Source organism: Methylomagnum ishizawai, from assembly GCF_900155475.1.
GTDB lineage: Bacteria > Pseudomonadota > Gammaproteobacteria > Methylococcales > Methylococcaceae > Methylomagnum > Methylomagnum ishizawai_A.
This window is the reverse complement of sequence record NZ_FXAM01000001.1, coordinates 2706584-2719987: the sequence shown is the minus strand read 5'-3', so window position 1 is coordinate 2719987 and position 13404 is coordinate 2706584. Positions and strand designations below refer to the sequence as shown.

Genomic DNA, 13404 nt, shown 5'->3' with positions numbered 1-13404 from the left:
GTTCCCCCGCTATTTTCCCCATGCGTCTTGCTCTAGGTATCGAATACGACGGTTCGGCCTTCGCCGGCTGGCAATGGCAACCCGACAAACGCACCGTGCAGGCCACCCTCGACGCCGCCTTGGGCCGGGTCGCCGACCGCGAGGTCAAGGCGGTCTGCGCGGGCCGCACCGACGCCGGGGTTCACGCCTTGGAACAGGTGGTGCATTTCGATCCCGAAGTCCAGCGCAAGCCTTATTCCTGGTTGATGGGCACCAATACCGTCCTGCCCGAGGATGTGCGCGTATTGTGGGTACGCGAGGTGGCGGAAGATTTCCACGCCCGCTACAGCGCCATCGCCCGTTATTACCGCTATGTCATCCTCAACCGGCCCATGAAATCCGCCTTGCACCGACGGCAGATGACTTGGCATTTCGCGCCGCTCGATGTGGAGGCCATGCATACGGCGGCCCAATATTTGATCGGCGATCACGATTTTTCCTCGTTCCGCGCCCAGGGCTGCCAATCCAAAAGCCCGCACCGCTATATGCATTTCATCCATGTGCGGCGCGAAGAGGCCGATAGGGTGGTGATCGAACTGTGCGCCAACGCCTTCCTGCATCATATGGTGCGGAACATCGCCGGGGTCTTGATCGAGATCGGTTCCGGTAAGCGTCCCCCGCGCTGGGCCGCTGAGGTGTTGGCCGCCCGCGACCGCGCCCAGGGCGGTGTGACGGCTCCGGCCGATGGCTTATACTTGGGCGGGATTTGCTATCCCGAAGCCTTCGGTATCGTCCGCCATCCCATCTTCCAGCACCTGCCCGCCCACGCCAGCCGCTATACCCCGGACCGCGAGTGAACAAAATCCCGTACCTCTTCCGCCGAACTCGGGTTAAAATCTGCGGCTTCACCCGCCCCCAAGATGCCCTGGCCGCCGTGCATTTGGGCGCGGACGCTTTGGGTTTGGTGTTTTATCCGCCCAGCCCGCGCCATGTCGGGATCGAACAGGCCCGGGCCATCGTGGCGGGACTTCCGCCCTTTGTCACCGTGGTCGCTTTGTTTGTGGACGCGGCGGCGGCGCGGGTGGCGGAGGTCCTCGGGGCGGTGCGGATCGATCTGCTCCAGTTCCATGGCGACGAGGACGCTGGTTACTGCGGTGCGTTCGCCAAGCCTTATCTCAAGGCCATCCGCATGAGGCCGGGTTTGGACCTCGCGGGGGCCATGGCGCAGTACCGGGAAGCTTCCGGTATCTTGTTGGATGCTTGGCACCCGGACGCCCAGGGCGGTACCGGCGAGCGTTTCGACTGGGATTTGGTCCCGGCGGAGTCCGCCAGGACGTTGACGCTGGCGGGCGGATTGGCCCCCGGCAATGTGGCGGAAGCCCTGCGGACAGTACGGCCCTATGCGCTCGATGTATCGAGCGGAGTGGAAGCGGGGAAGGGAATCAAGGACGCCGCCAAGATGGCGGCGTTCATTCAAGCAGTACACCTATTCGATAGTAATCAATATGCCGACGGAAGCTTATAACCTACCCGACGAACGCGGCCACTTCGGTCCCTACGGCGGCGTGTTCGTGGCCGAGACCCTCATGTACCCCATCGACGAGCTGAACCAAGCTTATCGGCGCTACATGCAAGACCCGGAATTCCTGGCCGAGCTCGACTACGACCTCAAGCACTATGTCGGCAGACCTTCGCCCATCTACCATGCCGAGCGGCTGAGCCGCCATCTGGGCGGGGCGCAAATCTTCCTCAAGCGCGAAGACCTCAACCACACCGGGGCGCACAAGGTCAACAACACCGTTGGCCAAGCCCTCTTGGCCAAGCGCATGGGCAAGACCCGCATCATTGCCGAGACCGGCGCGGGCCAGCACGGCGTCGCCACCGCCACCGTGGCGGCACGCTTGGGCCTTGAATGCGTGGTCTACATGGGTTCGGTGGATGTGGCTCGGCAAGCGCCCAACGTCCTCAGGATGAAACTCCTGGGCGCGACCGTGGTGCCGGTCGAATCCGGCTCCAAGACCTTGAAGGACGCGCTCAACGAAGCGCTCCGCGACTGGGTCACCAACGTCGATAACACCTTCTACATTATCGGCACGGTGGCGGGTCCGCATCCTTATCCCGCCATGGTGCGCGATTTCCAAGCCGTGATTGGCCGCGAAGCCCGCCAGCAAATGCAGGACATGACCGGACGCCAAGCCGATGCCTTGGTCGCCTGCGTGGGCGGGGGTTCCAATGCCATTGGCTTGTTCTACCCCTTCATCGACGATAAGGACATCGCGATGTACGGCGTCGAAGCGGCGGGCGACGGTATCGAAACCGGCCGTCATTCCGCGCCCTTGAGCGCGGGCCGTCCCGGTGTGTTGCACGGCAACCGCACTTATCTGATGGAAGACGAGGACGGCGAAATCATCGAAACCCACTCGATTTCCGCCGGCCTGGATTATCCCGGCGTCGGCCCGGAACATGCTTGGCTCAAGGACTCAGGCAGAGCCAACTACGTCAGCATCACCGATAGCGAAGCGATGGTGGGTTTCCACACCCTGACCCGGATGGAAGGCATCATCCCGGCCCTGGAATCCAGCCACGCCGTCGCCTACGCCATGAAACTCGCGCCCACCCTGGGCAAGGACCAGCAAATCCTGGTCAACCTCTCCGGGCGCGGCGACAAAGACATCAACACCATAGCCCAACGCGAGGGAATCAGCCTGTGAGCCGCCTGACCGCCAAATTCGAGGCATTGCGACAAGCCCAGCGCAAGGCGCTCATCCCGTTCATCACGGCGGGCGATCCCACCCCGGAATTCACCGTCCCGGCGCTCCATGCCATGGTCGGGGCCGGGGCCGATATCATCGAGCTGGGCGTGCCGTTTTCCGATCCCATGGCCGACGGCCCGGTGATCCAGAAGGCCAGCGAACGCGCCCTGGTCCATAAGATGGGCCTGCGCCGGGTGTTGGGCCTGGTCTGTGAATTCCGCGCCCAGGACGCCGAAACCCCCGTGGTGCTGATGGGTTATCTCAACCCTATCGAGGCCATGGGCTACACGGCTTTCGTCGAGCAGGCCAAGGCAGCCGGGGTCGATGGCGTCCTCACCGTCGATCTGCCGCCCGAGGAATCCTCCGAACTGCTGCCCCTGCTGCACGAGGCGGGCATCGATCCCATCTATCTCCTGGCCCCGAACAGCACCGAGGAGCGCATCCGCAAAATGGGCCAACTCGGTCGTGGCTATCTCTATTATGTTTCGCTGAAGGGCGTGACCGGCGCTTCCCATATGGACTTGGGCGAGGTCGAGCGCAAGCTGGCCGAAATCAAGGCGCTGACCAACCTGCCGGTCGGCGTTGGCTTCGGCGTGAAGGATGCCCAAATCGCCGCCGCCATCGCCGCCTTTGCCGATGCCGTGGTCGTGGGTAGCGCCCTGGTCGGCAAGATCGAAGCCGCCGAAAGCGAACCCGACCGCGCCCTGGCCGGGATCGTCGCCTTGCTGCAATCCATGCGTTCCGCGATGGACGCCGCCTCTTCCTAAACCCATACGAGAGTCAACCCCTTGAGCTGGTTTCACAAACTTGTTCCTTCGAAAATCCGCACGGAAGCTTCTACCAAAAGCACGGTGCCGGAAGGATTGTGGAGCAAATGCCCGAGTTGCAACGCCATCCTCTATCGCTCGGAGGTGGAGCGGAACCTTGAAGTCTGCCCCAAGTGCGGCCATCACATGCGGATCGGTAGCAAGAAGCGTCTGCATCTGTTCCTCGATCCTGGGAACCGCCTGGAACTCGGCGAGAACCTCGCCCCGCTCGATCCCTTGAAATTCCGCGATAGCAAGAAATACAAGGACCGCCTGTCCCAGGCCCAGAAAGCCACCGGGGAAAAGGACGCGCTAAGCGTGGTCGCCGGGCAGTTGGAAGGGCGTCCCGTGGTCGCCGCCGCCTTCAATTTCGATTTCATGGCCGGGTCCATGGGGTCGGTGGTGGGCGAGCGTTTCGTGCGCGGGGTCAATCATTGCTTGGCCCACGGGATGCCCCTGGTGGTGTTCAGCGCCAGCGGCGGGGCGCGGATGCAGGAATCCTTGCTGTCCTTGTTCCAGATGGCGAAGACCAGCGCCGCCTTGGCCAAACTCGCCGCCGCCGGTTTGCCGTTCATTTCGGTGCTGACCGATCCCACCATGGGCGGGGTGTCGGCCAGTTTGGCGATGCTGGGCGATATCAATATCGGCGAGCCGGGTGCTTTGATCGGCTTCGCAGGGCCACGGGTGATCGAGCAGACCGTGCGCGAGAAACTGCCGGAAGGCTTCCAGCGCAGCGAATTCCTGCTGGAACACGGTGCCTTGGATATGATCGTGGACCGCCGCGAAATGCGCGGCAAGATCGCGGCCTTACTCGACCTTTTGATGACCGGTAGGCCGTCCGTGGCGCAGAAACCGCCCGTGGTCGAAGAACCCAAGCCTGAAATAGTCGCCACCGATGCGCCGCTGCCCAGCGGCGAACCCCAAGGCGACGCCTAAACCCATGCGTTTCACAACGCTGGCTGATTGGCTGGCTTGGCAGGAGACCTTGCATCCCCGCGCCATCGACATGGGGCTGGGCCGGGTGAGCCGGGTGTTCGCGGCGATGGATGGGGACCGCCGGGTTCCGTTCACCATCACCGTGGGCGGCACCAATGGCAAGGGTTCCTGTGTCGCCCTGTTGGACGCGATCCTCAGGGCGCAAGGCTACCGGGTGGGCACTTATACCTCGCCGCATATCCTCAAGTACAACGAGCGCATCCGCATCGATGGCCGGATGGTGGACGACGCGCCCATCTGCGAAGCTTTCGCCCGCATCGACGCCGCCCGTGGCGCAACCTCCCTCAGCTTTTTCGAGTTCGGCACCCTCGCGGCCCTGGATATCTTCGCCGCCGCCGGTTTGGACGTGCAGATTCTGGAGGTGGGCTTGGGCGGCAGGTTGGATGCGGTGAACATCATCGACACCGATGCCGCCTTGCTCGCCAGCATCGATATCGACCATCAGGAATGGCTGGGCCATACCCGCGAGGCGATTGGCCTGGAAAAGGCCGGGATTTTCCGCGCCGGGCGGCCCGCCGTGATCGGCGATCCGGCGGTGCCGGATTCGGTGCTAGGCTATGCCGAACAACAGGGCGTACCCTTGCGCTGCCAGGGCCGGGATTTTGGCTATGCGGTTTCCGGGCGGGGTTGGGCTTGGTGGAGCGGGGCGGCACGTCTCGACGATCTGCCCCGGCCCGCGATCCCCGGCGAGCATCAACTCATGAACGCCGCGGCGGTGTTGGAAACCCTGCACCGGATCGCCGACCGGCGGCCGGTTTCGGTGGACGCCATCCGTGGCGGTCTCGCCGGGGTCAGCCTGATGGGCCGGTTCCAATTCTTTCCGGGCGAGGTTCCCGTGCTGCTGGATGTGGCCCATAATCCGCAGGCGGTCAGGATGCTGGCCGGGTATCTCCGCCGGGAATTCGCGGGCCGCAAGGTCCATGCGGTGTTCGCGGTGATGCGGGATAAGGATATCGTCGGCATTGTTGAACATATCCGTGCCGAGATCGACCATTGGTATCTGGCACCGCTCGCCATGCCCAGGGCCGCCACCGCCGGGGAATTGCTCGAAGTATTCCGCGCTTTGGGCGTTTCCGCCGTCGAACAAGGGTTCGGCGATATGGCCGCGGCGTTGGCAAAGGCCCGCGCCAGCGCCCGGAGCGGCGATCTCATCCTGGTGTTCGGTTCGTTTTTCCTGGTGTCCGAGTATCTGGCTCATACCGCCTGACCCGAGGTTGTTGTCGAATGGATGAGCAATTGAAGCAGCGCCTGCTGGGCGCGACGATTATCGTGGGCTTGGTGGTGATCTTCGTGCCGATGTTGTTCGAGGACCCCGGACACCCCAAGGATAAGGCGGCGGTCGAGCTATCCGCCCCACCCGAACCCATTGAACAGAAGAGCATCGAGCTACCCAAGTCGGCGGCGGATATCGCCCAGGCCGAGCAGCCCGAGAACAAGAAGGGGCAAAAAACCGCCGCCGAAACCGGCTACCGGGTGATTCCCCTGGAAGACGCGCCGCCGCCGAAGCCGCCCAAGGCCGAGCCGCCGCCCGAGGAAGCCGCCGCTTCCGTCGAGGAGCCGGTGGAGGAAACCACCGAAGCCTCCGCCGGGGAAGAGGATTTTACGGGCACGGACGAAGGGGGCGAGCCGCCCGCCCTGGGCAAACCCGGTGCCAAGCAAGCGCCCATCCCCAAGGCCGCCTTGGCCGAACCGGCCAAGCCTGGTAAATCCGCTAAGGTTCCGCCCGTGCCCAAGCCGGTAGAACCCGCTGCGAAGAAGCCGCAGGATAAGCCAAAATCCCCGCAGCAACCCAAACCCGCCGATCCGGTCGCGGCCAAGCCAGCTTTGAAACCCGCCGCCACGCCGGTGGCGGAGTCCCCGGCGGCATCGCCCAAGCCCGCCGCGCCCGTGCCCAAAACCCCGCCGCCCGAAACCCTGGCCAAGCTCACCCCGCCCAAGCCGCCCGAACCCAAACATTCCGCCGCGCCGACCGAAACGCCTTCCGCCTGGGTGGTCCAGGCCGGTAGCTTCGCGAGCGAGAGCAATGCCCGTGGTTTGGCGGAACGGCTGCGCAAACAGAGCATCGCGGCCTATGTGGAGACCATCCATGGCGGCTCCGGCGTGACCTACCGGGTGCGGGTCGGACCAGAATTGAACCGGGGCCGGGCGGAACAGGTGCAAAAGCAGATCGAGGGCGCGGTGGGGATCAAGAGCTTGATCTTGCCGCGCAAATAAGCGCCGGTGGGTGCGCGGGTCGGGCGATGCCGCCCTTGACCGGGGTGGATTATGGCATCGTCGGGATCGTCGGCCTGTCCGGCGTGGTCGGCTTGGGCCGGGGCTTGGTGCGGGAGGTGTTTTCCCTGCTGGCCTGGGCTGCGGCGCTCTGGGTGGGACTGCGCTATAGCGGCGAAGTGTCGGCCCATTGGTTGACCGCGATCAACCCGCCTTCGGTCCGTTTCGCCGCCGCGTTCGCCCTCCTGCTCGCCGCTACCTTGGTCGTGGCGGGCGTGCTGGCGTTCCTGCTCAACAAACTGGTACAGGGCACCGGCCTGGCCGGTGCCGACCGCCTGGCCGGGATGGTGTTCGGCCTCGCCCGTGGAGTCCTCCTGGTGGCGATGTTGGTCCTGGGGGCGGCGGCCACGCCCTTGACGAGCGATCCTTGGTGGAAGTCGTCTAAACTGATTCCACCCTTCCAATCCCTGGCCCTCCGGCTGCGCGGCCAAATCGACCGCGGCGGCCCCTTCAAGTCTTCGACAGCTTCCCATCGATAGGTGAGTGACATGTGTGGTATTGCCGGCCTCGTTTCCAGCGAAGAGGTCAATCAAGAGCTTTACGAGGCTTTGACCGTCCTCCAACACCGCGGCCAGGACGCCGCCGGTATCGTGACCTGCGAAGGGGATCGCATGAACCTGCGCAAGGAAAGCGGCTTGGTGCGGGATGTATTTCATACCCGCCATATGGTGAACCTCAGGGGTGGCATGGGTATCGCCCATGTGCGCTATCCGACCGCTGGCTGTACCAGTTCCGCCGAAGCCCAGCCGTTCTACGTGAACTCGCCCTACGGCATCACCCTGGCCCATAACGGCAACCTGACCAATGCCGAGGTGCTGAAGCGCGAATTGTTCGTGCAGGACCAGCGCCATATCAACACCGATTCCGATTCCGAAGTCCTCCTCAACGTGTTCGCCCACGAATTGATGGAACTCGGCAAACTCCGGGTCGGGCCGGAGGATGTGTTCCAGGCGGTGGCCGGGGTGCATCGGCGCTGCCGGGGGGCTTATACGGTGGTGGCGATGATCACCGGCTTCGGCATCATCGCCTTCCGCGACCCCAACGGCATCCGTCCCCTGGTGTTCGGCGAGCGCAGGACCCCGAACGGCACCGATTATATGATCGCCTCCGAGAGCGTCGCCCTCGATGTGCTGGGTTTCGACCTGATCCGCGACGTGCAGCCGGGCGAGGCCATCGTCATCGAGAAGGATGGCAAGCTGCATACCCGTTTGTGCGCCGAGCAGACCCGCCATACGCCGTGCATCTTCGAGTATGTCTATTTCGCCCGGCCCGATTCGATCATCGACGATATTTCGGTCTACAAGGCCCGGTTGCGGATGGGCGACCATCTGGCCGACAAGATTCTGCGGCTGCGCCCGGACTATGATATCGACGTGGTGATTCCCATCCCCGATACCAGCCGCACCTCGGCCCTGCAACTCGCCAACCGCCTGGGCGTGAAATACCGCGAGGGTTTCATCAAGAACCGTTATATCGGGCGCACCTTCATCATGCCCGGCCAGAATCTCCGCAAGAAATCGGTGCGGCAGAAACTCAACGCCATCGACCTGGAATTCAAGGGTAAGAACGTGCTGTTGGTGGACGATTCCATCGTGCGCGGCACCACCTCGACCCAGATTATCCAAATGGCACGGGATGCCGGGGCCAACAAGGTTTATTTTGCCTCGGCCTCGCCGCCAGTGCGTTATCCCAATGTCTATGGGATCGATATGCCCGCCGCCCATGAATTGGTGGCCTATGGCCGCACCGATATGGAAGTGCAGCGGGAATTGGGTTGTGATTGGCTGGTCTATCAGGATTTGGAGGATTTGATCGATTCGGTGCGGCGCGGCAATCCCAAAATCGAGGCGTTCGATACCTCCTGTTTCAACGGCGAATATGTGACCGGCGATATCAGTCAGGATTATCTGGACCGCTTATCCTGCCACCGCAACGACGGGGCCAAGGCCAGGCGCGATTCGGGGAGTTCGGTGATGGAATTGCATAATGCGGGCTAGGGCCGCGCTGGCCTTTCAAATGGAATATGGCTTATGTACCGTTGAATAATCCACGAGGATAAACCCACCGTGACCGATATCGACTGGAACGACTACGCCCTGGAAACCCAGGCCATTCGCGCCGGACAGCGCCGCACCGCCGAGTGCGAGCATTCCGATCCCATTTTCGCCACCTCCAGCTTCGTGTTCAGCAGCGCCGCCGAGGCGGCGGCGCGGTTTTCCGGGGCGCAGCCGGGCAATATCTATTCCCGCTTCACCAACCCCACCGTGCGGACCTTCGAGGAGCGGCTGGCCGCGTTGGAGGGCGGGGAGCGCTGCATCGCCACGGCCTCCGGCATGGCGGCCATTGCCAGCGCCGCGTTCGGACTGCTCAAGGCGGGCGATCATGTGGTGTGTTCACGCGGGGTGTTCGGCAACACCACCTTGTTATTCCAGAACATCCTGGGCAAGTTCGCCGTCTCGACCACCTTTGTCGATCTCACCGACTATGCCGCCTGGGAAGCCGCCCTCCGCCCGGAAACCCGGCTGCTGTTCCTGGAAACCCCGTCCAATCCCCTGACCGAGGTGGCCGATATTCACAGGCTTGCAACCTTGGCCCACGATCATGGGGCTTTATTGGCGGTGGACAATTGCTTTTGTACCCCGGTGTTGCAGAAACCCCTGGCGCTGGGCGCGGATATCGTGATCCATTCCGCCACCAAATATCTGGATGGGCAGGGCCGCTGCCTGGGCGGGGCCATCGTCGGGGCCGACGCATTGTTGGAAAAACAGATTTATCCGTTCACCCGCACCGGCGGGCCGGCTATGAGCCCGTTCAATGCCTGGGTGTTCCTCAAGGGCTTGGAAACCCTGGCGCTGAGGATGAAGGCGCATAGCGAGAACGCCTTGGCGCTCGCCACCTGGCTGGAAAGCCAAAGCTGGGTGGAGCGGGTGCATTATCCCGGCCTCGCTTCCCATCCCCAGCACGAACTGGCCCTGCGCCAGCAAGCGGCGGGCGGCGGTATCGTCAGCTTCGCGGTCGAGGGTGGCCAGGACGCGGCCTGGCGCTTGATCGACGCCACCCGGATGCTGTCCATCACCGCCAACCTGGGCGACACCAAGACCACCGTCACCCACCCCGCCACCACCACCCACAGCCGCCTGAGCGAGGCCGAGCGGGCGGCGGCGGGTATCGGCGCGGGGCTGATCCGCATGGCCGTGGGACTCGAAAACCTGGAAGACATCAAAAACGACCTGCGGCGGGCTTTCCCCGGATGAGCCGCCGCTCCCCGGCCTTGCTCCGCTTTTTCCAATCCAAGGGAATCCTATGAAAGTGACCGTGTTCGGTTCCGGCTACGTGGGCCTGGTGACCGGGGCTTGCCTCGCCGAGGTGGGCAACGATGTGGTGTGCATGGACATCGATCCGGGCAAGATCGACTTGCTCAACGGGGGCGGGGTGCCCATCCACGAACCCGGCCTGGACGTGCTGATTAAACGCAACCGGGCGGCCGGCCGCCTGCGCTTCACCACCGACCTCGATCTGGCGGTGGCGCATGGGCTGTTCCAATTCGTCGCCGTGGGCACGCCGCCCGACGAGGACGGTTCCGCCGACCTGCAATATGTCCTGGCCGTGGCGCGGGGCATCGCCGAGCGGATCACGGATTACCGCATCGTGGTCAATAAATCCACCGTGCCGGTGGGCACCGCCGATACGGTGCGCGGGGCCATCCAGGCCGTGCTGGCCGGGCGGCAGGCGGCGGTGGAATTCGATGTGGTGTCGAACCCGGAATTTTTAAAGGAAGGCGCGGCCATCGAGGATTTCATGAAGCCCGACCGCATCGTGGTGGGCACCGACAATCCGCGCACCACCGAATTGCTGCGGGCGCTGTACGCCCCGTTCAACCGCAACCACGACCGGCTGGTGTGCATGGATATCCGTTCCGCCGAACTGACCAAGTATGCCGCCAACGCCATGCTCGCCACCAAGATCAGCTTCATGAACGAACTGGCGAACCTGGCCGAGTGCCTGGGCGCGGATATCGAGAAGGTGAGGGTGGGCATCGGTTCCGACCCCCGGATCGGCTACCACTTCATCTATCCGGGCTGTGGCTATGGCGGTTCCTGTTTCCCCAAGGACGTGAAGGCGCTGGAACGCACCGCCCGCGACGTGGGCTATGCCGCGCAATTGTTGCGGGCGGTGGAGGATGTGAACGAGCGCCAGAAGTTGAAGCTGTACGAAAAGGTTGAGGGTTATTTCAAGGGCGATCTGGGCGGCAAGACCTTCGCCCTGTGGGGCTTGGCCTTCAAGCCCAACACCGACGACATGCGGGAGGCGTCGAGCCGGGTGTTGATGGAGGCGCTGTGGGCGGCGGGGGCCGGGGTGCGGGCGTTCGATCCGGTGGCGATGGCGGAGGCGGGACGCCTCTATGGCGAACGCGCCGATCTGGTGCTGTGCGAGAGCCCCGAAGCCGCCCTGCGCGGGGCCGACGCCTTGATCATCGTGACCGAGTGGAACATGTTCCGCAGCCCGGATTTCGATCTCATCAAGGCCAGCCTGTCGCATCCGGTGATCTTCGATGGCCGGAACCTGTACGATCCGGTCCGGGTGAAGGCGCTGGGTCTCGATTATTACGCCATCGGGCGCGGCGATTCCCTCCAAGGCGGCGCGGCCTGATGGCGAGGGCGCGATGAGCAAGCCTGTCCGTGCCGATTGGCCGCCCGAGCGGCTCGCCGAGTGGGAGCGCTTGCGGGCCTTGGGGATGCGCCGCTTCGTGTGGTCCTACGGCGTGCTGCGCTGGGGCGGGTTCATGTTCTGCTTTTCGATGGCCGTGTTCCAATATTCGCGCTTCGGCAGCGTGTTCAGCGCCGAGGGGAACTGGCTGTTGCGGGTGGTGTTGGCGCTGGCGACCTGGACCTTTGTGGGCTATCTGCATGGGCGGTCGCTGTGGTTCAGGAACGAGCGGGAATACGCCGGGCAGCGGGCGGGTTTCCGGGCCTGAAACCTCCGTCCGCTGTCAGGCGTCGACGGTCCCGACCACCCCGCGCCGCCCCAAATCCCGCAATATCTCCGCCCCGAACGCCAGCACGGCGGCGGGGTCGGGATGGCGCAACTCCTCCGCGAGCCGGGTCAGGCAGTCCACCGCCGGGGTGGGGCCGTTTTCTTCCAGCAAGGTCAGCAGCCGGTAGGTCGCCGGGTTGACCTCCGTGAACCGCACCGCGTCCTCCGCGTCCCGGTATACCACCAGGCAGGTGGGTCGTGCCGGGGGTTCGGTTGGCTGATGGTCCGGCCCGATTAAATGCACGGGATAGCCGTAGGCCAAGGGCCAGGCCAGTTCGGACAGCCGCAGCGTGTGCGCCAGCGGGTTGGTCTCGAACTCCGGGGCCAGCGGCGGCACTTCGGCTTCGGCGACGGCCAGGGCCAGTTCCACCCATTCGTAATGGGCCAATTCCGGCATAAAAGGCGGATCGTCCGGCCGCGGGCCGCGCTCTGCGCCGAGATAGGCCAGGAATTCCTGGGCGATTTCGACGAACAACGGGGTTTGGCAGCGGTGGCGGGCGTAGAAATCCTCGACCAGGGCCGTCCAGCGTTCGCCCGCCAGGATCGATTGCAGCACCGGGAAGCCGGTGGCGATGAAATTCTCGATGTTGTTGAAGAACAGTTCGCGGTAGGTCGCCATGCGCCGGGGCGCGACATCGGCGGGCGCGGGCTGGCGGGCGGGATCGCGGATATGGGCGGCGAATTCGCGCTGTATCCGCTGGAAATCGGCTTCAGGCATAGCGGCGCAGGGCTTGGGCGTGGCGGGCTTGCAGGGCGCGGATTTGGTCCACCTCGGCCAGTAATTCGGCCAGCGGCGGGAGGTTGAAATCGCGTTCCAGCAGGGTGGGCAGGACACCGAAGCGGGCGTAGGCGCGGTCCAACAGCCGCCACACTGGATCGACGATGGCCGCGCCATGGGTATCGACCAGGAAATCCTCGGCCTCGACATAATGCCCGGCGACATGCAGGTAGGCGATGCGTTCGCCGGGGATGGCGTCGAGGAAGGCCGCGGCGTCGTAGCCGTGGTTGACGCTGTTGACGTAGATGTTGTTCACGTCCAGCAGCAAGTCGCAATCGGCCTCGGCTAAAACCCCCTTGAGGAAATCGATTTCGGCCATTTCCTGGCCGGGGGCGGCGTAATAGGAGATGTTCTCGATGGCGATGCGCCGTTCCAGGATGTCCTGCACCCTGCGGATCCGCGCCGCCACGTAGCGCACGGCTTCCGGCGTGAAGGGGATGGGCATCAGGTCGTAGAGGTGGCCCTCGTCGCCGCAATAGCTCAGGTGTTCGCTATAGCGGGCGATGCCGTGCCGGTCGAGGAAGGTCTTGATTTCGCGGACGAAGGCTTCGTCCAGCGCGGCGGGGCTGCCCAGGGAGAGGGACAGGCCGTGGCCGATGAAGGGTTGGCGTTCGGTCAGGGCGCGGAATTGCTTGCCGAGCCTGCCGCCGATCCGCATCCAGTTTTCCGGGGCGACCTCGTGGAAATCGATGTGGACGGGCGGATGCCCGCTCAGGGGGCCGATGAAGGCCCGCCTGAGTCCGAGTCCCGCGCCTTGTATCGCCAATTCGTTCATGCGGCGCGGCGG

The 13404-nt window shown here is 64.2% G+C and carries 14 protein-coding genes; 12 read left to right on the top strand and 2 right to left on the bottom strand.

Annotated features, from left to right (window positions below; all coding sequences use genetic code 11):
- Window positions 1-20 precede the first annotated feature (20 nt).
- The 12 genes from truA to B9N93_RS11975 all read left to right on the top strand — a co-directional run bounded on the left by truA (window position 21) and on the right by B9N93_RS11975 (window position 11780).
- Window positions 21-836 carry a tRNA pseudouridine(38-40) synthase TruA gene (gene truA, locus B9N93_RS12030; RefSeq protein ID WP_085213944.1) on the top strand — a complete coding sequence of 272 codons (816 nt, stop codon included), beginning with the start codon at window positions 21-23 and terminating at the stop codon, window positions 834-836.
- Window positions 833-1504, top strand: a complete 672-nt coding sequence (locus B9N93_RS12025; protein ID WP_254899386.1) for a phosphoribosylanthranilate isomerase — start codon at window positions 833-835, stop codon at window positions 1502-1504. The genes truA and B9N93_RS12025 overlap by 4 nt, the downstream gene beginning before the upstream one ends.
- Complete coding sequence (gene trpB, locus B9N93_RS12020) at window positions 1485-2690, top strand: tryptophan synthase subunit beta (RefSeq protein ID WP_085213942.1); 1206 nt, start codon at window positions 1485-1487, stop codon at window positions 2688-2690. Before B9N93_RS12025 ends, trpB begins: the two co-directional genes overlap by 20 nt.
- On the top strand, window positions 2687-3499 hold the full coding sequence (gene trpA / locus B9N93_RS12015) for a tryptophan synthase subunit alpha (protein WP_085213940.1): 813 nt from the start codon (window positions 2687-2689) through the stop codon (window positions 3497-3499). Before trpB ends, trpA begins: the two co-directional genes overlap by 4 nt.
- A gap of 21 nt (window positions 3500-3520) precedes the next feature.
- The gene (gene accD / locus B9N93_RS12010) at window positions 3521-4474 is read left to right on the top strand and encodes an acetyl-CoA carboxylase, carboxyltransferase subunit beta (RefSeq protein ID WP_085213938.1); all 954 of its coding nucleotides are present in this window, start codon (window positions 3521-3523) and stop codon (window positions 4472-4474) included.
- 4 nt (window positions 4475-4478) lie between these two features.
- Entirely contained in the window at window positions 4479-5741 is a 1263-nt protein-coding gene (folC, locus tag B9N93_RS12005) for a bifunctional tetrahydrofolate synthase/dihydrofolate synthase (RefSeq protein WP_085213936.1), read from the top strand.
- A gap of 17 nt (window positions 5742-5758) precedes the next feature.
- Entirely contained in the window at window positions 5759-6748 is a 990-nt protein-coding gene (locus B9N93_RS26715; protein ID WP_085213935.1) for an SPOR domain-containing protein, read from the top strand.
- A gap of 26 nt (window positions 6749-6774) precedes the next feature.
- Window positions 6775-7284, top strand: a complete 510-nt coding sequence (locus tag B9N93_RS11995) for a CvpA family protein (RefSeq protein WP_085213933.1) — start codon at window positions 6775-6777, stop codon at window positions 7282-7284.
- Window positions 7285-7293: 9 nt separating this feature from the next.
- Window positions 7294-8802: an amidophosphoribosyltransferase gene (gene purF / locus B9N93_RS11990; RefSeq protein ID WP_085213931.1), complete on the top strand. Its 1509-nt coding sequence runs from the start codon at window positions 7294-7296 to the stop codon at window positions 8800-8802.
- A gap of 69 nt (window positions 8803-8871) precedes the next feature.
- Window positions 8872-10059 carry an O-succinylhomoserine sulfhydrylase gene (locus tag B9N93_RS11985; protein ID WP_085213929.1) on the top strand — a complete coding sequence of 396 codons (1188 nt, stop codon included), beginning with the start codon at window positions 8872-8874 and terminating at the stop codon, window positions 10057-10059.
- A 49-nt stretch (window positions 10060-10108) separates the two neighbouring features.
- Window positions 10109-11455, top strand: a complete 1347-nt coding sequence (locus tag B9N93_RS11980; RefSeq protein WP_085213927.1) for a UDP-glucose dehydrogenase family protein — start codon at window positions 10109-10111, stop codon at window positions 11453-11455.
- Window positions 11456-11468: 13 nt separating this feature from the next.
- A complete protein-coding gene (locus tag B9N93_RS11975; RefSeq protein ID WP_085213925.1) occupies window positions 11469-11780 on the top strand; it encodes a hypothetical protein in 312 nt (103 codons plus the stop codon).
- A gap of 15 nt (window positions 11781-11795) precedes the next feature.
- On the opposite strand, the gene B9N93_RS11970 is transcribed toward B9N93_RS11975, so the two are convergent.
- Both B9N93_RS11970 and B9N93_RS11965 read right to left on the bottom strand, forming a co-directional pair.
- Window positions 11796-12557: an HvfC family RiPP maturation protein gene (locus tag B9N93_RS11970; RefSeq protein ID WP_085213923.1), complete on the bottom strand. Its 762-nt coding sequence runs from the start codon at window positions 12555-12557 to the stop codon at window positions 11796-11798.
- Window positions 12550-13392 carry an HvfB family MNIO-type RiPP peptide maturase gene (locus B9N93_RS11965; protein ID WP_085213921.1) on the bottom strand — a complete coding sequence of 281 codons (843 nt, stop codon included), beginning with the start codon at window positions 13390-13392 and terminating at the stop codon, window positions 12550-12552. Before B9N93_RS11965 ends, B9N93_RS11970 begins: the two co-directional genes overlap by 8 nt.
- Window positions 13393-13404: the final 12 nt, after the last annotated feature.